Source organism: Litoreibacter halocynthiae (assembly GCF_004365635.1).
In the GTDB taxonomy this organism is placed as follows: Bacteria; Pseudomonadota; Alphaproteobacteria; order Rhodobacterales; family Rhodobacteraceae; genus Litoreibacter; species Litoreibacter halocynthiae.
In genome coordinates this window covers 861,492-880,169 of the sequence record NZ_SOBH01000002.1, presented here as the reverse complement: position 1 = coordinate 880,169, position 18,678 = coordinate 861,492, and the positions used below count along the sequence as shown (strand labels likewise).

At 57.0% G+C, this 18,678-nt stretch carries 13 protein-coding genes; 5 read left to right on the top strand and 8 right to left on the bottom strand.

All coding sequences use genetic code 11. The features are described 5' to 3' along the window. Window positions 1–13 precede the first annotated feature (13 nt). The 5 genes from xdhB to BDE40_RS11640 all read left to right on the top strand — a co-directional run bounded on the left by xdhB (window position 14) and on the right by BDE40_RS11640 (window position 6,612). Window positions 14–2,338, top strand: a complete 2,325-nt coding sequence (gene xdhB / locus BDE40_RS11660) for a xanthine dehydrogenase molybdopterin binding subunit (protein WP_134014685.1) — start codon at window positions 14–16, stop codon at window positions 2,336–2,338. 3 nt (window positions 2,339–2,341) lie between these two features. Beyond that, on the top strand, window positions 2,342–3,226 hold the full coding sequence (gene xdhC, locus BDE40_RS11655) for a xanthine dehydrogenase accessory protein XdhC (protein ID WP_134014684.1): 885 nt from the start codon (window positions 2,342–2,344) through the stop codon (window positions 3,224–3,226). Then, window positions 3,219–4,823 carry a xanthine/uracil/vitamin C permease gene (locus tag BDE40_RS11650; protein WP_134014683.1) on the top strand — a complete coding sequence of 535 codons (1,605 nt, stop codon included), beginning with the start codon at window positions 3,219–3,221 and terminating at the stop codon, window positions 4,821–4,823. The genes xdhC and BDE40_RS11650 overlap by 8 nt, the downstream gene beginning before the upstream one ends. A gap of 68 nt (window positions 4,824–4,891) precedes the next feature. Next, window positions 4,892–6,193 carry a guanine deaminase gene (guaD, locus tag BDE40_RS11645; protein ID WP_134014682.1) on the top strand — a complete coding sequence of 434 codons (1,302 nt, stop codon included), beginning with the start codon at window positions 4,892–4,894 and terminating at the stop codon, window positions 6,191–6,193. Beyond that, the gene (locus BDE40_RS11640) at window positions 6,190–6,612 is read left to right on the top strand and encodes a GlcG/HbpS family heme-binding protein (protein ID WP_134014681.1); all 423 of its coding nucleotides are present in this window, start codon (window positions 6,190–6,192) and stop codon (window positions 6,610–6,612) included. Before guaD ends, BDE40_RS11640 begins: the two co-directional genes overlap by 4 nt. Before the next feature lie 533 nt (window positions 6,613–7,145). Here BDE40_RS11640 and BDE40_RS18500 read toward each other — a convergent pair. The 8 genes from BDE40_RS18500 to BDE40_RS11600 form a co-directional block, all read right to left on the bottom strand. Beyond that, window positions 7,146–9,152: a calcium-binding protein gene (locus BDE40_RS18500; RefSeq protein WP_162848077.1), complete on the bottom strand. Its 2,007-nt coding sequence runs from the start codon at window positions 9,150–9,152 to the stop codon at window positions 7,146–7,148. A 323-nt stretch (window positions 9,153–9,475) separates the two neighbouring features. After that, window positions 9,476–10,807: a KpsE/RkpR family capsule polysaccharide export protein gene (locus tag BDE40_RS11630; RefSeq protein ID WP_134014679.1), complete on the bottom strand. Its 1,332-nt coding sequence runs from the start codon at window positions 10,805–10,807 to the stop codon at window positions 9,476–9,478. Beyond that, complete coding sequence (locus BDE40_RS11625) at window positions 10,800–11,492, bottom strand: ATP-binding cassette domain-containing protein (protein ID WP_134014678.1); 693 nt, start codon at window positions 11,490–11,492, stop codon at window positions 10,800–10,802. The genes BDE40_RS11630 and BDE40_RS11625 overlap by 8 nt, the downstream gene beginning before the upstream one ends. Continuing rightward, window positions 11,489–12,283 (bottom strand): ABC transporter permease, encoded by a 795-nt coding sequence (locus BDE40_RS11620; RefSeq protein ID WP_134014677.1) that lies wholly within the window; start codon window positions 12,281–12,283, stop codon window positions 11,489–11,491. The genes BDE40_RS11625 and BDE40_RS11620 overlap by 4 nt, the downstream gene beginning before the upstream one ends. Window positions 12,284–12,286: 3 nt before the next feature. Beyond that, complete coding sequence (locus BDE40_RS11615; protein WP_134014676.1) at window positions 12,287–13,300, bottom strand: SDR family NAD(P)-dependent oxidoreductase; 1,014 nt, start codon at window positions 13,298–13,300, stop codon at window positions 12,287–12,289. After that, on the bottom strand, window positions 13,297–15,249 hold the full coding sequence (locus BDE40_RS11610; RefSeq protein WP_134014675.1) for a glycosyltransferase: 1,953 nt from the start codon (window positions 15,247–15,249) through the stop codon (window positions 13,297–13,299). The genes BDE40_RS11615 and BDE40_RS11610 overlap by 4 nt, the downstream gene beginning before the upstream one ends. A gap of 3 nt (window positions 15,250–15,252) precedes the next feature. Next, entirely contained in the window at window positions 15,253–17,280 is a 2,028-nt protein-coding gene (locus BDE40_RS11605) for a hypothetical protein (protein WP_134014674.1), read from the bottom strand. Between the two features lie 30 nt (window positions 17,281–17,310). Then, complete coding sequence (locus BDE40_RS11600) at window positions 17,311–18,669, bottom strand: nucleotide sugar dehydrogenase (protein ID WP_134014752.1); 1,359 nt, start codon at window positions 18,667–18,669, stop codon at window positions 17,311–17,313. Window positions 18,670–18,678: the final 9 nt, after the last annotated feature.

The following is an 18,678-nucleotide window of genomic DNA, read 5'->3' as shown; positions in this document are numbered from 1 at the left end:
GGAGAGATTTGCCATGAATGTTCAAAAACCTGCAAATGCCCCGCTCAAAGGCGCGGTGAACACCGATCTGCGCCATGACAGCGCCATCAAACACGTCACTGGCCGCGCGGAATATTGCGATGATATCGCTGAGCCCATCGGGACGCTCCACGCATATTTGGGTCTTTCCACAAAGGCACATGCCCTGCTGCGGGATGTTGACCTGAGCGCGGTGCGCGCAGCCCCCGGCGTTATCGGCGTGCTGACGGCGGAAGATATTCCGGGCGTCAACGATGTGTCTCCCACAGGGCGCAACGATGAGCCGATCTTTGCGACGGAGAAGGTCGAGTTCTGGGGCCAGCCGATCTTTGCGGTCGTGGCCGAGACACGCGATGCGGCTCGCCGTGCGGCTAAGCTTGCGCAGATCACCTACGAAGACCTGCCACATGCGCTCGATCCTGAAGCAGCACTTGAGGCCGGCATGGGGTACGTGACCCCGCCGTTGACGCTCAAACGGGGCGAGGCCGAAAGCGCGATGGACAACGCGGCCCACCGGATCAAGGGCAAGCTGCGCGTCGGCGGGCAGGATCACATGTATCTTGAGGGCCATATAGCCTTTGCCATTCCCGGCGAGGATGACGACGTCATCGTGCATTCCTCCACCCAGCACCCATCTGAGGCGCAGCATATGGTCGCCCATGTTCTGGGCGTGCCGTCCAATGCCGTCGTGATCAACGTGCGCCGCATGGGAGGCGGGTTCGGGGGCAAGGAAACCCAGATGAACCTGTTCTGTTCGGTTGCGGCGGTCGCTGCGAAGAAATGGAACCGCGCCGTGAAGATCCGCCCGGATCGCGACGATGATATGTCAGCGACCGGTAAGCGTCATGACTTCGTGATCGACTACGAAGTGGGCTTTGACGACGACGGTTTGATCGAAGCTGTGACCGGTGATTTCGCCGCGCGCTGCGGGTTTTCGTCCGACCTGTCAGGCCCGGTGACCGACCGCGCGCTGTTTCATGCCGACAACGCCTATTACTATCCCAATGTCCTTCTGAATTCGCACCCGATGAAGACCAACACAGTGTCCAACACCGCCTTTCGCGGCTTTGGCGGACCGCAGGGCGTGATTGCTGCTGAACGGATCATGGAAGAGATCGCCTACCATCGCGGGCTGGACAGCCTTGAGGTCCGCAAGCGCAATTTCTACGGCGACAATGGGCGCGATGTGACGCCCTATCACCAGACCGTCGAAGACAATATCGCTCCTCGCATCTGTCAGGAACTGGAAGACAGCGCCGACTATCGCGCCCGTCGTCAGGCCATTCTTGATTGGAACGCCAGGGGTGGCGCGATCCGTAAAGGAATTGCGCTGACTCCGGTGAAGTTCGGCATCTCGTTTACGGCCACCTGGTACAATCAGGCGGGAGCTTTGTTGCACATCTATTCAGACGGATCAGTCCATCTGAACCATGGCGGCACGGAAATGGGTCAGGGTCTGAACACTAAGATTGCGCAGATCGTGGCCGATGAGCTTCAGGTAGATTTTGACACGATCAAGATAACCAAGACGACAACGGAAAAAGTGCCGAATACGTCCGCGACGGCGGCCTCATCGGGGTCTGACCTGAACGGGATGGCTGCGCAGGACGCGGCACGGCAGATCAAGGAACGACTGATGGTATTTGCGGCCGAGCATTGGAAAACCGATGCCTCAGCCGTGCGTTTTCTCCCCAATGCGGTACAGGTGGGCGATGAGATCATCTCCTTCTGTGATTTCATCAAGCAGGCCTATATGGCCCGTGTCCACCTGTCCGCAGCAGGCTTTTACAAAACCCCGAAAATCCACTGGAACCGCGAAACGGGCCAAGGTCGCCCGTTTTATTACTACGCCTATGGCGCGGCCTGTTCCGAAGTGTCCGTCGACACGCTGACCGGTGAATACCGCGTCGAGCGCACGGATATTCTGCACGATGTCGGCAAATCCCTGAACCCGATCCTTGATGTCGGTCAGGTTGAGGGGGCGTTCATTCAGGGCATGGGCTGGCTGACCACCGAAGAGTTGTGGTGGGACGACCAAGGTCAGCTGCGCACCCATGCGCCGTCGACCTACAAGATCCCGCTGGCGTCTGATCGCCCGCGTATTTTCAATACCAACCTCGCGACGTGGTCCGAGAATAAGGAACACACCATCAAACGGTCCAAGGCCGTGGGTGAGCCGCCGTTCATGCTTGGCATTTCGGTGTTCGAAGCCTTGTCGCACGCGGTTGCAAGTGTCGCCGATTACCGCGAATGCCCGCGTCTGGATGCACCCGCCACGCCGGAGCGCGTGTTGATGGCGGTCGAGCGGTTGCGGGGCTGACCGATGACGCTCGCTGCCTTTCTGTCCACAGACGCGTCTATCATCCACGTTCGCCTGACCCGTGTGCGTGGGTCATCGCCGCGTGACGCAGGCGCCCAGATGTTTGTCAGCGCCGATGGCCTGCACGGGACAATCGGAGGCGGGCAACTGGAATATATGGCGATCGACAAGGCCCGCGCGATGTTGCGCACCGGGTGCGCGACCGACGATATGGACGTGCCGCTGGGGCCGGAAATCGGCCAGTGTTGCGGCGGCCGTGTCGCGATCACATTGGTGCAGATGTCAGGTGCCGACCGGCGCGAAGCAAGCCGAGCCGAGGCCGACGACATCGGGCAGCGCCCGCATGTCTACATCTTCGGGGCAGGTCATGTGGGCCGCGCTCTGGCGCGCTTCTTTCAGTTCCTGCCGGTGCAATGTGTTCTGATCGACGGGCGGCACGAGGAATTGTCGCTGAGTGACGCAAAGGTCGAAACACGGCTTTCCGCCCTGCCGGAAGCCGATATTCGCAATGCCCCGCCAAACAGCGCCTTCATTGTGCTGACCCATGATCACGCGCTGGATTTCCTGCTCACATCCGAGGCGCTGGACCGGCGCGATGCGGCCTATGTCGGCCTTATCGGGTCCGCGACGAAAAGAGTGAAGTTCTCGCGGTTTCATGCCTCGCAATCCGCCGGTTCAGTGACCTCAGGCCTGACCTGCCCGATCGGGTCCACTCAAAGCACCGATAAGCGCCCCGAGGTCATCGCGGCCTTTGTTGTGGCCGAGGTCATGACACGCCTGACAAAGGCCGCAACATCACCAACACAGCAACAAAATCAAACTCCGAAAAGATCGCTCCAGAAAGGCGGCGCGGAGCAATACCAATGGGAGGAAACCCGAAATGTCTGATACAGCCTACAGCTACAAGTTATACAACAGGAGCGATTTCAACGCTTTCTGGGCCTTGTTCACCGACAACCTTGTCAATCTTCTGATCCTGTCCGGGGTCTGCCAGTTCGTCTTCCAGATGCCAGCCGAAATCGTCTTTGGCCGTATTGTGCCGGGCGCAGCGGTCGCGATCCTTGCAGGTGTTGTGGTCTACACCCTGATGGCCAAATGGGTCGCCAACAAACAGGGTAAAGACGTCACTGCGCTGCCTTACGGCATCTCCACCCCCGTAATGTTCGTTTACCTGTTCGGCGTGATCGGCCCGATCTTCTGGGCGACTGGCGACTCGCTGTTGGCTTGGCAGGTCGGCATTGGCGCAGGTTTTATGGGTGGCATTGTCGCGGCATTCGGCGCAATCGTTGGCCCGTTCCTCAAGCGGATCACCCCGCGTGCGGGGATGCTGGGCACCCTTTGCGGCATCGCGCTGGTGTTCATCGGATCGGTTCCGCTGGCCACCGTGTTTGAGCATCCGCTCATCGGCTTCACGTCGCTGTTGTTCATCCTGTGGGGGCTGATCGGTCGCTTCCGGTTGCCGGGCAACCTGCCTGCCGGTCTGGTGGCGATTGCCGTCGGTACGGTCATCGCTATCTTCTTGGGTCAGTCTTCTTTCAACACCGATGGCATCGGCTTCTACGCGCCCATTCCCTACTTCGGTGACATGCTCATCGGTATTCAATACCTCTTTGCCAATCCCGAATTGTTCCTCGTTCTGATCCCGGTGCAAATCTACAATTTCATCGAAACGATGAACAACGTGGAATCCGCCGAAGCGGCAGGTGACAGCTATCCGGTTGCCGTCTGTCAGGTGACCGATGGTGCGGGTACGATGATCGGTGCGCTGTTCGGCTCGCCTTTCCCGACGACCGTCTACATCGGCCACCCGGCCTACAAGCGGATGGATGCGCGCGCGGGTTACATAATCGGCGTGGCGCTGGTGATCGCGGCGGCAGCCTTTCTTGGTTTCCTGTCGTTCCTCGCCGGATTGATCCCGATTGCCGCCGCCGCACCCGTGCTGGTGTTCGTGGCCGTGAGCTTGATCACCAACACCGGCTACGCAGTGAAACCTGCGCATATGGCGGCTGTTTCTTTCGCGATCCTGCCGCATATCTCGAATTTCCTTATCACCAAATGGGGCTCGCTGATGAACGCGCTGCGCAACACCGGCGTCGAAGGCTTGCCCGGCTTGGGCGATGGCGATCTGACGGCGGCGCTGTTGATGGAGGGCGCACATTACGAAGGCCACCTTGCCCTGTCGCAAGGCGCGATCATCACCGGCCTTGTCTGGGGTGCCATTGCGGCAGATGTGATCGACGGGCGGTTCAAGCAGGCTGGCGGGTTCGCAATTGCGGCGGCAGTGATGTCTTCGATCGGTATCATCCACAGTTACACCTTGCAGATGCCACAGCTTGACGGGATCACCATTGGTTACCTGATCATCGGCGCGTTCATGCTGATCTATCCGATGATTGCACCCAAGGAAGACCTTGAGCATCGCATCATCGTTCCAGACGAGCCTGACCTCTTGGACGACGATTCCCCTGCGCTCGACGTACGCTAACAAAACGATTTAGCGAGGCGGTCACAGGACTGCCTCGCTTATCTCCCCACTCAAAAAGTAGTTTTCCAATGACTGACACCCTTCTGCGTGGTCGCGTTTTGACGTTCCACTACGAACCCGCTGGCCCTGAGGACACCGACGCCTATAGCTACATCGAAGACGGTGGTGTGTTGATGCGTGATGGTCTGATCGTGGCCTCGGGCGACTATGAAAGCGTTGCAGCCGACGCAGGCGATGCAGAGCTTATTGATCATCGCCCCTATTTGTTGATGGCAGGTTTTATCGACCTGCACATCCACTTCCCGCAAGTCCAGATCGTGGCCAGCTGGGGCAGCCAATTGCTGGACTGGCTTAACGGCTACACTTTTCCGGCTGAGGCGGAATACGCCAATGCCCAGCACGCACGCGCCATGGCGGGGCGGTTTTGCGATCTTTTAACGGATCATGGCACAACGACGGCTGTGGCATTCTGTTCTGTTCATGCCGCATCCGCCGAGGCGCTGTTCTCGGAAGCCGATGATCGCAATATGCGGATGATTGCCGGCAAAACCATGATGGACCGCAATGCCCCCGACGCCGTGTTGGACACCGCACAGTCGGGCTATGATGACAGCAAGGCGCTAATTGAACGGTGGCACGGCACGGGCCGCGCCTCTTATGCGATCACGCCGCGCTTCGCGATTACTTCAACGCCCGAGCAGCTTGAGCTAACAGGTGCTTTAGCTGGCGAAAATCCCGATTGTTACATCCAGACGCACCTGTCCGAGAACCACGACGAGATCGCATTTACGGCAGAGCTGTATTCTGATGCCCGTGATTACCTTGACGTCTACGAGGGATACGGACTGCTTAGCCCAAACACGTTGTTGGGACATGCCATTCACCTCAAGGATCGCGAGATTGGCGCAATGGCGGATACCGGTGCCCATCCGGTTTTCTGCCCCACGTCCAACCTGTTCCTTGGCAGCGGGTTGTTTGATGATGCAGGCCTGCGCGCGCGCGGCATCCAGAACGGAATTGCCACGGATATTGGCGCAGGGACCAGCTATTCGATGCTGCAAACCCTGAACGAAGGATACAAAATCCTCCAACTCCAGGGCCAAAAATTGCACACGTTGCGCGCCTATCACTGGATCACCCGCGGCAATGCAGAAGTCTTGGGAATGGCCGACAAGATCGGCACCCTTGATGCCGGAACCGAGGCGGACATTGTCGTGATCAACGCGCGTGCTACAACAGCTATGGATGTGCGCATGGATCGCGCCAAAAGCCTGTCGGATGAATTGTTCGTCGTCCAGATGATGGGCGATGACCGCGCAATCGCGCAAACCTACGTCTCAGGTGTGCCGCAAAAAAAGGAAACCACATGATCTCAGTGACCCGACTAGATATCTCGGATGCCGACATTCTCATCGACGGAGCGGTCGCAAAGGCAGAGGCCATAGGCGTACCAATGTGTATTGCCATCACCGATGAGGCAGGCCAGCTGATTGCGTTTCGCAGAATGGATGGTGGCAAGGTAACGTCAACGACCATTGCAATCGACAAGGCGTTTACTGCAGCAGGCGCGAAGAAGGCGACGCATGAATACGGGATCGCCAGCCAACCGGGCGCACCCGCATACGGGATCGCGTCTGCCATTGGCGGGCGATTGATGGTTGTCGGCGGCGGCTACCCCGTTCTTGTGGATGGCAATGTTGTCGGAGGTATCGGGGTCAGTTCAGGTACTCCGGATCAAGACATGGTCGTCGCGCAGGCAGGCATCGAAGCCTTTCTCAATCAGGTGTGAGGCGCGCAACAGGTAAGAAGTCCGAACGCATCGATTTGATCAAGATAGAAATTGGTACCTATCTTCAACGACGCTTGGCCTCTCAATGATTGGCGCGAATAGTCGGTTTGGACCTCACCAATCACCATGATGATGGTTGACCAGTTCGTTGAAGGTGAACAAATCGTTGAAACCCCGCACACAATGCCAACCACTACAGCTTCGAGCGCGCTTCATTTCTAATTCTCGATGGTTGCAATGCGGGACGTCTCTGACTTTCGCTGCAGGCTCACCAAAGCCTGCTTAGCCTGAGAGCAAGTGTCAGATGTCAAACCAAGGGTCCATTGCGGAAATGCCAACTCTTTACCTTGCCACATATGGGCTTCCAACGTGTTCGCGGTCACTCACTCGCCGTCTTGAATAGGGGCATTCAAAAGACCAAAATCCAAATTTGGTTCTTATCCGATGACACCTGAAATCCCCTCCCAGCGATCTAGGTGCCGGAAGAGGATATCTGCTTTTAGTCATTCGTTAGGTGTGGCTTCGACCCAACCTTAAGCGATTATGAAATCGCTCGCGTCGAGGACGAGGCCAGCAGAGAGCGTCGCAAATTGAACACCCTCGGCAACTCCGCTCCCATCGCTGTCAAAGTACAAGTTGCCAGTCACGCTGTCATAGATGACGCGTTGGTCCGCAGTTTCAGCGAGACCCGTGTCGTTCGACAGGAACTCAATGGCACTCAATTCCCCGGCATCCAACCCGGCGAAGACGCTGCTATCAAGCTGGATCGTGTCATCAGCCGCGGCAAAGTCAGTGATGCGATCCACGTTGCCAGCGCCAAGCGTCGTGCTGAAAACAAACGTGTCTTCGCCAGCGCCGCCACGCAGCACATCATTGCCGGCACCGCCGTCCAACGTGTCGTTGCCATCATAGCTGTACAGAATATTGCGTGCGTCGTTGCCAATCAGCACATCGTCAAAGTTGGTGGCATAAACATTCTCGAATTCGGAAATGATATCGCCTTCCGCGTCGCCGCCAGAAGCCTGCTGGAAACCAGCAGAATCGGCGTTCAAGTCAATCGACACACCTGCGGTGGAGCCCGCATATTGCAAAAGGTCAGCACCGGCGCCGCCAACAAGCGTGTCTGCACCCGTGCCGCCACGGATCACGTCATTCCCGCCGCCGCCGTTGATGGTGTCATCCCCTTCAAGACCATAAAGGAAGTTGCGGTCGTCATTGCCGGTCAGCATGTCATTGAATTCAGTGCCTGTGATGTTCTCGAAGCCGGAAATGATGTCGCCGGACGCATCGCCAGAAGATGTTTGTGCGACACCGTCAAGGGACAGGTCGACCGTTACACCTGCATCGGAGCCTTCATATTGCAGGTCATCGACCCCGTCGCCGCCGATCAGGGTGTCTGCACCCGCGCCACCGCGGATCACATCGTCACCCGCACCGCCGTCAATGACGTCGTCGCCGCCAAAGCCTATGATATAGTTCGCAGACGCGTCACCGGTAAGTGTGTCACCGAAATCCGAGCCATAGATATTCTCGAACCCCGAAGCGATGTCCCCCTCGGCGTCACCGCCAGAGGTTTGGTGGAAGCCCGCAGCATCCAAGGTCAAATCTACCGTAACACCCGAATTGGACCCCAAATAGCGCAGCCAGTCGGTTCCGGCGCCACCGGTCATCGTGTCAGCGCCTTCACCACCGCGGATCACGTCGTTTCCAGTGCCGCCATCAATGACGTCATCGCCACCGTAGCCGAACAGCACGTTGTCGTCGGTGTTACCGGTCAGCACATCATCAAAGTCGGAGCCGTATACGTTTTCAAACCCTGACACTACGTCGCCTTCTGCGTGGCCTCCGGATGCCGATTGCATCCCTGCGCCATCCGCGTTCAGATCGACGGTGACACCCGAGGTGGAGCCAACATACTGAAGGGTGTCTTCACCTTCGCCACCGGTCAAAGTGTCGGCACCTTCGCACCCGCGCACAACGTCATTGCCCGCGCCGCCATCAACCGTATCGTCGCCAGCTTGGCCATCAAGGTTATCATTGCCGGCAAGGCCGGATATCGTGTCATCACCTTCACCACCGACAAGAACGTCGTCACCGGTTGTGCCTACGACCTCGGTGCCTGCATCAGGCTCGGCCACGTCAGGGATATCCGCTTCAAAAGTCGCAATCGTCACAGTCTTGTTCTTGTACTGTGCGGTCATGCTGAAGGTCGCGGTTCCGTCATTCGGTGTCTCGAGGTCCGGATTGAACTTCAGCGCAGCGCTCTTGTTCAAGAACCTGTCGATTTGTCTGGCGGTTCCGGTGAACGTAATCGTATTGGTGCCAGAACCTTCGACGTCCACGCGCTTGTTGCTGTTCGCTTCAAAAGTTCCCGAGTCAGTTGTCAACGTAATGGTGATGAGTTCTTTCCGAGCACCTTTGAAACGGAACTTCATCGCAGAAAGGTCAACAAATGACCCTTCTTCGTCATCAACTGTTAGTTCGGTCGGTATATTTTTGACTTTGAGCTTGTCTTTGCCGAAGCGGAATTTCTTTTTCATGGACAGGTCACCTGGATAAAATTGTGAGAGACATAGCCAATCCAAGTGAGTGCGAATGTCAGAAGACCCCCCAGTCTCTTTCAAGCGCAATCGCGGGCCAGCAGCAGCCTTCGAGTGATTCATTTCGTTAAACGTTTTTTAACCAATAATGCGGTCAATCAAGGGCTTGATCAGGGTATGAAAGCGACCGAATTGTGATTGAACTGTGTCAGCAGGTTTTGGGAAATAAAGGCGGAAGATTTGACCATCTTTGGATGGACAAAATCATGTATAAGAACCTGTAAATGTTAAGTTATTATTTCACTTCGCAAGGCTTGACCGTGCTAAGTTCGCGAAGTCCGAAACATCGTCAAACCCGAGAAAACCGCCAAGCAAATTACCAGAACCAAAGCGAGCGTGCCGGGTATCCTAGGGTAAACCGCGACCTGTGCCGTTCTTGGGGGCACCACGACTTGGAACAGGCTACGATTCAACGCTGCTTCCTGCCCCGCGGCCGCTTGTGATTTCAAAGCTGTTTGCGCGGCCTCGCGCGCCAGAGTCAGCTCCAAGGTGGCCAACTCGTACTCCATCAACAAGGTATTCAACGATCCGGCTGACGCGCCATCAGGAGCGACCAGACGCGCCCGCTGGTCCGCGATCTGCTGCCGCAGGCGGGCTTCAAGCGCGACGGTTTGCTGGGTTTGCAGACTGTCACCGATACCGGCGATCTGCGCTTTTTGCACTTCGCTGTTCAGCTTCATGGCTTCGGCTTCCAGATCCTTGATCGTTGTATAGATGCCTTCAACGCGGTTTCTCGGATCGACTTCTTGGTACTTGATTTGCAGGGCAATAAGTGCTGCCTGAGCCTCTGCTACCTGTTGTTCCGCGGCCAAACGCACGTTGGTCGCGTGTTCCTGACGTTGATCGAAAACCTGCTGCCCCAAGGCAAGCACCTGCGCCTCGGTATTGCGTAAAACGGCATCAGATATCGCAATAGCCTGCGCATCATTTGGTGCACGGACATACAAGGTCAGCAACCCGCTTTGGATATCAACCGACGACTCAACGTAGCGGCTAAACTGAGAGCCCTTGCTTAAGGACAGGATCGGAACCGTCCGCAATCGTTTCAACGGGTCGATTGCAGGGCCGCTGAATTCGGTGATCAGCCCCAACTCGGCTTCCAACGCGTCCATCAAAGCCTGACTTTGAACGTAGGAATGGGCGCGGAAAACCTCCGACAGATTGGAAGGTCCCTGAACGCCGCCAAGCAATCCGGACCGCGACGCGTTTCCGGATTCCGCGGACTTGGTAATCGCAATTACAGAACGTGCTTCATAAAGCGGTGTAGCGACCGCCAGAAGATAGAATGCGGTGATAAAAATAGGCGCAACAACGACCGCGAAAAATAGCGGCCAATTTCCCCAATTTGCGAGGGGGGCCAGCTTGCGCGACGGTTTCGCCTCTGCTTCAGGCTCAGGCGGCGGTGTCACGGATGACAACAACTTAAGGGCCGCTGACGTTTGGTCCTTTTCCACGGTTTTTGCAGATTGCTGCATCTCGGCCTGCTTTTGCTGAATGCGCTGGGCTTTGTCAGCTTCGGCGATACGGGCCCGCTCTGCGCGCCATGCCTTGATCCGCTCGTCCTCGGAGGCGTCGGTCGGTTTGGAACTAGACATGCTGACACCTTTCTTGCTGTTCGAGGGACGTCAGTTTTGACAATTCAAGCGCCTCTTGCGCCACGCCAAGATTGTCGCAAGCTACCAGCCGCTTGTTGATCAGAACAAGGAATCTGTCGCAATAGGCCGTCAGTTGGCGTGCGTTGCGTGACAAAAACACCAACCCGCCAGTTTCCAGCCGTTCGGCCAAAATCTTATCGCACGCGATGCGATCCGCGGGTTCGCCAACGGTAATGGTCTCGTCCGCGATCCATGTTGCCGGACCTTCGATGGACAGGGAACATGCATAGGCCAGCAGGCTGCGTTGGGTCGGGGACAGGTCCTGCATCACCTTGCGGGCCCCATGGTCAATCCCGAATACCTCGCGGCAGAATGTCGTGACAGCGACAGGCGAGGTGCCAACCAGACGCGCGAAATTATTGATGTTTTCCAGTACGGTAAGGTTCGGGTGCAGAAAGCCTGCAAACCCGATAGGCCAGCTTACGCGACCTGCATGCGTGACCTTCCCGCGATCAGGTTGGTCAATGCCTGCAAGCAACCGTGCGACAGACGACTTTCCCGAGCCGGGTGAGGCGAGGATGCCAACCCGTTCACCAGAGCCAAAGACCGCATTCACATTCTGAACAATAGGTTCACGGTCGCGAAACCCCGGCTTCAGCAGGCTGACGTTTTCCAGTTTGATCATAGCCGGCCACGCATGATGCGCCTCCGTGTTGCAAAGATCTCCAGCGGAACGGAGGCGAGAAAGAAGACCGAGCCAACTGCGATCGGGTACCACACCGACGCAATCGGTGAGGTGTAGCCGAGGAAATAGGATTGGCGCACCAGTTCGGTGATGTGAAGAAACGGGCTATACCAAAGCAGGTTCTGGAGTTCCTGCGAAAGGTCGGTTGCCGTGTAGAAAATGCCCGACAACCAGAACAGAGGCCGCAGGATTAACGGTACCGCCCGTGCAAACGCGTCGCTCAACAGACCGGCGGCGGCAACGAACCGACCGACACCGCACCCGATGCCCCATGCCAAGGTCAGGCTGAAGAGGACGCCGGGCATTGACGCTGGCAGCGCGCTGCCAAACAGCACAGTTATCGCGCCGAAGATCAGGACCGCCGTGGTCAGCATATTAAAAGCTTCCAACAGCATCGTTGCCGACATGATGTCACTGTTCGATACAGGGCGCAGATATCGCATGTAGCGGTTTGCGGTCAGCGTCCGGCTTAGCGCGGTCACGGTTTGCCGGAAGATCAGGTAGGGCAGAATGCCCGTCGCGATGAATATCTCGGCCCGGACGTGAATTGGCGGTGTGCGTTGCAGAAACCAGAAGAGCGCCACGATCAGCCCAATCCAGACCACCGGCGTGATATAGGCCCACAGATACCCCAGCTTGCCGCCGGAAAAGCGCGTCTTGCGCTCCCGCTCCACCAAAACCGCGATCCGCGTGAAGGCGTTTGGAGGGGTGATATGTTGGGCTGCGATCATGACCTACACTTGATAATAGTCGCGATACCACGCGACGAACTGGCGAATGCCGTCCTTCGTCGTGGTGTTGGGGCGGTAACCCGTCAGGCTTTCCAGAAGATCGGTGTTGGCCCAGGTGCCCGGCACATCGCCTTTCTGCATTTCCATCATGTTCTTCTTGATGGGTTGGCCAAGCGCGTCTTCGATCTCGGAGATAAACTCCATCAGCGGCACACAGGTGCCGTTGCCGATATTCATAGTGCGAAACGGCGCGACCGGGCTCAGGCTGTCGCCTGCTACAGCTTCGGCACCAGAGTTCGGCATCGGTGGCACCGCATCAATCAGCAACCGGATGGAGTGCACCAGATCGTCCACAAAGGTGAAATCCCGTGCCATCTCGCCGTGGTTGTAGACGTCAATGGCCTCGTCAGCGAGCGCCGCACGGACAAACTTGAATAGCGCCAGATCGGGGCGGCCATAGGGGCCGTAGACGGTGAAGAACCGGAACATGGTCGTGGGGATGTGCCACAGGTGCGAATACGAATGCGCCATGCCCTCATTCGCTTTCTTGGTCGCGGCATAAAGCGTCAGCGGCAACTCCGTCTTTTGGGTTTCCTCAAACGGCATCTGCGTGTTGCCGCCGTAAACCGAGGACGTCGAGGCCATCAGCAAATGGTCCACGCCGGTCTCGCGTGCGGCTTCCATCAGGTTGAACGTGCCCGTCAGGTTGGTGTCGATATAGGCGCGGGGGTTCTCAAGGCTATACCGGACGCCTGCTTGCGCCGCGAGATGCACGATGACGTCCGGCTTGGCCTCCGCCACCACCTTCGATAGAAACTCGTGGTCTTCCAACATGCCGATATGGGCGCGGAAGTTCGGGTTCTTCTCCAGCATCTTGTGGCGAGATTTCTTCAGCTCCACGTCGTAGTAGTCGGTCAGTCCGTCAAAGCCCACCACGGCAAAGCCCTCGTCCAACAGATGTCGGGCAAGGTGAAAGCCAATAAATCCAGCGGTGCCGGTTACGAAAACGGTTCTCATTCAGTGTCCAGTCTTGGTGTATTGAATAGCTCGGTCGTGCGCCCGAGAATTGTTTCGACAGAAAAGCGGTCGCCGGATTGCGTCATCGCCGCGGCGCCAAGCTTGGCGAGTTCATCTTCATCGGCCAGAAGGCGCTCAAGCGTCTCGTCAAGCTCTGCTTCCGGCAAGGTCGTTGCCGCTGACAGGATATGCCCCGTGACGCCGTCAAAGACCACTTCGTCGGTGCCGCCCGCCGGAGTTGCCAAAACGGGTGTTCCGGCAAGCTGGGCTTCGATCAGAACGTTCGGAAGGCCCTCCATCTCGGCCAGATGAACCAGCAGGTCGGCGCGGTGCATATAGAAGCCGACCTTGCTGCGAATGCCCGCAAGGAAAACACGGTTTGAGAGTCCGAACTCTTCGATCAATGCCGCGCACTCACCATGCAGCGCGCCGCTGCCAAGCATGACAAAGCGGGTGTCGTCGCGGTGAGCGATCGAGCGGGCAGCGGCCTTGATCCATTCCAGTGGGCGCTTGTTCTGGTCAAACCGGAAAACGCCCAACACCGTCTTGGTACAGCCTTCCGAGGCATCAAGAACCTCCGACCAAAATGCGTGATCCGTGTCATCGCCCTCTGGTAAAACTGCCGGCGTAGCATTTGGAACAACGATGACCGTGCCTGCATCCAGCGAGAGCCACTGTTCATATGCAGTAGCGGCCTTTTGGCTGTTCGCGGTGAACGTGACATGAGGCAGGCGCGCGAGGGCCGCGTAAAGTACGGGCAACTCGTCGCGGTAAAGGTTCGGCCTCAGGTTTGGTGGAAGCCCGCGGAAGGATGTGACGATCCGCGGAACACCCGCCAGAACGGCGGCAATGGCGGACTGAACGATACCGCCATCCTGCCACAGATAGGCAATGTCGGTCTGGTCCTCACGAAACATCGAATAGAGCTGGCAGGTGTGGCGCAAAACATCGGGGGCCAACAGCTCAAGCAGCTCCTTCATATCATCAGAAAGGCCCTCCAATGTCGCGACAGGCACTTCGGGCATTTCGGACAAAACGGTAGTTTCGACGCCTGTTTTGGTCAGCAACGGACGGTAGAAGTCCGCACCGCTGGATGCTGTCGCGTGTTTCACCCAGACTTTGGGGGCGATGCCAAGCGGTTGGCCAGCGTCGTAGCGGTCTTGATAGGCGCAAGCGATGCGAGTCATCTGCCGCTCTGCCCCACCTGTGCCAAGCTGTCCGGTGAAGAAGACGACGTTCTTGCATTTGGTGAAGGCGCGAGGCGCATCAGCCTTTGCAATAAGGTCAAAGATCCCGTCATTTGCATTGGCAAGATTGTTCTTGCTCAGCGTCTTCGCATGACGGCTAACCGAAACAAGCAGATCCTGCGAGGCCTTGCCCATGCTGCTTTGCCCTTGCACATGTTCGGCGAGTTTCGCGGCTTCGGCAAAGCGCGATTGCTCGTTTAGCAGCTTGATATAGGTCATTCGGATCGGGCGATCACCCGAGTGAAGCACCAGAAGGCATGACATGATTTCGTCGATTTCGGTCCAAGCCTTCAGCTCGGCCAATGCAGGAATTGCCTTGTTTGCCTGTTTCAGGCTGTGCCAGCATTCAGGAAACATCTCTGCAATCAACTCAATGCCTGCCGCGACATTCTGCTCGCGGCGATACCAACGCATGAGCATCCTCAAAGAGGTCAAGTCGTCCGGGTACAGGTTGCACAGGTCGCCCCAGATATCGCGCATCCCTTTTTCATTGCGCTGCTTTTCCAGTAGCAGCCCGCAGGCGATGGCGATGTCGTGGTCGGCACGGAACCCTTGGAGGATCGGTGCCAACTTTTCAAAGACCAGCTTCGCCTTTTCCGGACACGTAATGCCACGGCTCATCTCATAGACCTCTTCCGAAAAGTCTTTCGGAAGGGCTGGAGCATCAGCGGCAAAATTCAGGACTTCTGACAGGGGTTGCATGACTTAGGTCCCAACCAAATGCGTTTGCACGATGGTCTCGGCTTCGGACTTCAACGCTTCCGTCTTCGGACAGGCAAGCCCGATAACATTGCGCGCAAACTCGATAGCTTCAGATGTTTGCTGTGCCTTGGTCGCAGCGCGCATCAAAAGGACCCATACGTTGATCGTCTCCGGCAACAATGCGGCGGCGGACTTTCCAAGCTGCAATGCGGTCATGTATTCGCCCCGCGCAAACCGCAACCGTGCACGCCACAGATCAAGCTCTGGCAGGTCTTGGGAAAGTGCGGCAGCCTCGCTCGAAAGCGAGTCCAACAGATCGATGTCGCCCGCCTTGCCAGCAGCACGAATAAGCAACGCCAGCTCCTTGCGAATATCTTGCATCGCAATACGGGAAGGTTGGTGGCGGGGCGCGGCAAATAGGACCGCATGCAATCCATGGATGCGGTCCAGACGTTCTTCGAAACTCAACGCGGTTGCGACCCAGCTGTCCAGAACAGACACTAAAACCGCATGCGTGACGCGGTCCGTGCCCTGATGCTCTCTCCACGCGGCCAGTACCTCGGCGGCATATCCAATTCCATGCGTCGCGCTTAGGTCGCGCACGATCTCTTCCGCCTCTTCCGGCGTCGTTTCAGGGGAAACGGCTTCGGTGAGGGCGGCATCGTTGAGCTGCAAAAGCTGAACGCGGGTGGCAGGTGTCACATGCGACAAGAAAGACGCCCGTTGACCAGTCTCCAGCCTCGTCAGCAGGTCCAGATCAAGAGTGACCGCAAGCTTCGCAAGAACATCAAATGCAGGCTGATGACCTCTACGTGCCAGAGCCAAATAAAACGCAAACGCCGTGCCCAAATCACCAGAAGTTGCCGCCATATCAGCAACCCGCACAAGGACATGGACGGGCAGCTCGAAAGGCTGAGGAGCAGTGGATTCGGCCAGCGTCAAAGCTTCCTTGAACACCCCGATTTCGCACGCCTCCAACACCAATGCCTCGCGGTCTTCTTCAGTCAAGCCATCATGGGCGACGCCCGCAATCTTGGTCCTGAAAGCCTCGATCGCGCGTTGTTGCGCTTGCATCACGTCACTCAGCAATCCGTCGACCTTTGCGCCATCGTTCGACAGCTCGTGCAGCCGCATGATTGTCTGAGCAAACCGGCCATTGTCACAGGCAGCGGCAATCTGGGTGGGGAAGTGAATTTCCATAGCGTTGGAAACACCGTTGCGAATGGAAGCATCGGTTTTGGGGGCAATCACCTTGCCCATCCACTGATCCATAATTCCACTGGCGAATGCGTCGGTGAAATGCGCAAGGCCAGCGCTTTCGTCTTCAATGGCCGCGGACTGCCCGAACACGTCCATCAGGTCAGTTGGGTTGAAAAACTTGCACCCGGCCAATGTCACTTCTTCCGACACCATTTCAATGAAACGTGACCGCGACCCGATAGGTCGTCCGTCCTCTTTGCGGGCGTCGACATGCGACACGAACAGAACGTCGGGCAGAATCTCGGTCAGGGTTTTGATGTCCCGTTGCAGGCTGTCGCGCGTGACAAATTTTAGGCGCATCTTGCCCAGCATCCGGGCGTCTTCCTGCTGTTGTGGCGTCGCCGCCCAGTGTTGATCCAGAAAAGCTAGCTGCTCGGCCCTGTCGCCGGATTCAGCAAGCGCCCAGAAGGATTGCGCACGGGTGGTGTCCGCGAAAAACTCGGAGAATGTAGCATTCAGATAGTTTAGCTGGATAGACACGCCGTCGACGGTAACTTCTTTGGCAGAGGCGAGTTCAACCACATATAGGTCGGACGCTTCATGAGTGTTTGCAGACACGGCGCTCAAATCCTGCGCGCGAGATACAAGCGGCCAGACGTCGTGCGGAATGTCTGCTGCACCTTGCATAAAGCGTGCCATCTGCACGGCCTCCGCTGGCGAATGGCAGTAGCCGTAGCACCGCTCCATGTTCAGGTTGAAACCGTGAACGAATTGGCCCCGGCGTAGGGGTGTCGTGATACGGCACGACCCGATTGGTGTGATTGTAAACATTAGCGCGAGCCCCTTCGCGAGTTTGTTAATTTATAGCGACCAGTAGCGCAGCGCCTTTGCTTCGGGTGAGCTGCGGTAGACACCACGTACATCGACAAGAATCCCGTCTTCGCGGATTTTCTGAAGAAACGTCAGATCGCTCAAATACGCGTCATGTGGTGTGGCCAGAACCATTGCATCCAGGTTCGACATCTCGTCTGCGGTGCACAGCTCGAAGCCAGCAGCGACGGCCGAGTCTGCCGTGCATTTCGGATCGTGCACCAAAGGTGTGATGCCAAACCCGCGCAACGCGTCGACAATTTCCAAGGATTTGGAATTGCGAATATCAGGTACGTTCTCTTTGAAAGTAATGCCACAAACACCAACACGCATGTCGCGAATGTCGCCGCCCTTTTTGATCAGCATCCGCAAAGTCGTGTCGGCAACGTGACGCACCATACCATCGTTGGTACGACGACCAGCCAGAATAACCTGCGGGTGGTGACCGACTTTTTCCGCCAATGTGGCAAGATAGTAGGGATCCACGCCAATGCAGTGCCCACCAACCAAACCGGGCGTAAACTTCAAGAAGTTCCACTTCGTGCCTGCGGCTTCGATCACCTCATTCGTGTTGATGCCAACCTTGTCACAAATCTGGGACATTTCGTTCATCAAGGCGATGTTGATATCGCGCTGTGTATTCTCCAAAACCTTTGATGCTTCGGCCACTTTGATCGTCGGCGCGACATGCAGGCCGGCTTTGATCACAGTGTTATAAACTGCTTTGACGCGCTCAAGGGTCTCAGGGCTATCGCCCGATACAACCTTGATCGTGTTTTCAACTGTGTTGACCTTGTCGCCCGGGTTGATCCGCTCCGGGCTGTAGCCCAAACCAAAGTCTTCACAGGCTTTCAGCCCGGATAGCTTTTCGAGGATGGGCGCGCAGAAATCCTCCGTAACGCCGGGGTAAACTGTCGATTCAAAGACGACGACATCGCCGGCCTTCAGATAGGGTCCGATCATGTCACATGCCGATTGCAGCGGCGACAAATCAGGCTGATGGGCGTCGTTGATTGGTGTTGGAACAGTCACGATAAAGAAGGACGCATCTGCAAGGCTTGAAGCGTCAGCACTCGCGACCAAACCGGAGCCTTGCACGACATTTTTGCTCAGCTCGTTCGTCGCGTCGTAGCCATTGTTGATTTCAGCAATGCGTTGCTTGGAGATATCGAAGCCCGCGACCTTTTGAAACTTCTCCGCAAGACAGACAGCAAGGGGAAGACCCACATAGCCAAGCCCGACTACCGCCACATTTTCGAATGTCGCTTTTTCCTTCACGTTGTCCAAAACGAACCGAATCGGGTTTTTTACCAATTCGGTCCCTTGCACATTGGGCACGTTGTTTAGCATTACATTCAC

Excerpts from the sequence above, each read along its gene's own strand:
- xdhB (WP_134014685.1), top strand. The coding sequence starts at position 14 with ATGAATGTTCAAAAACCTGCAAATGCCCCGCTCAAAGGCGCGGTGAAC.
- xdhC (WP_134014684.1), top strand. The coding sequence starts at position 2,342 with ATGACGCTCGCTGCCTTTCTGTCCACAGACGCGTCTATCATCCACGTT.
- BDE40_RS11650 (WP_134014683.1), top strand. The coding sequence starts at position 3,219 with ATGTCTGATACAGCCTACAGCTACAAGTTATACAACAGGAGCGATTTC.
- guaD (WP_134014682.1), top strand. The coding sequence starts at position 4,892 with ATGACTGACACCCTTCTGCGTGGTCGCGTTTTGACGTTCCACTACGAA.
- BDE40_RS11640 (WP_134014681.1), top strand. The coding sequence starts at position 6,190 with ATGATCTCAGTGACCCGACTAGATATCTCGGATGCCGACATTCTCATC.
- BDE40_RS18500 (WP_162848077.1), bottom strand. The coding sequence starts at position 9,152 with ATGAAAAAGAAATTCCGCTTCGGCAAAGACAAGCTCAAAGTCAAAAAT.
- BDE40_RS11630 (WP_134014679.1), bottom strand. The coding sequence starts at position 10,807 with ATGTCTAGTTCCAAACCGACCGACGCCTCCGAGGACGAGCGGATCAAG.
- BDE40_RS11625 (WP_134014678.1), bottom strand. The coding sequence starts at position 11,492 with ATGATCAAACTGGAAAACGTCAGCCTGCTGAAGCCGGGGTTTCGCGAC.
- BDE40_RS11620 (WP_134014677.1), bottom strand. The coding sequence starts at position 12,283 with ATGATCGCAGCCCAACATATCACCCCTCCAAACGCCTTCACGCGGATC.
- BDE40_RS11615 (WP_134014676.1), bottom strand. The coding sequence starts at position 13,300 with ATGAGAACCGTTTTCGTAACCGGCACCGCTGGATTTATTGGCTTTCAC.
- BDE40_RS11610 (WP_134014675.1), bottom strand. The coding sequence starts at position 15,249 with ATGCAACCCCTGTCAGAAGTCCTGAATTTTGCCGCTGATGCTCCAGCC.
- BDE40_RS11605 (WP_134014674.1), bottom strand. The coding sequence starts at position 17,280 with ATGTTTACAATCACACCAATCGGGTCGTGCCGTATCACGACACCCCTA.
- BDE40_RS11600 (WP_134014752.1), bottom strand. The coding sequence starts at position 18,669 with ATGCTAAACAACGTGCCCAATGTGCAAGGGACCGAATTGGTAAAAAAC.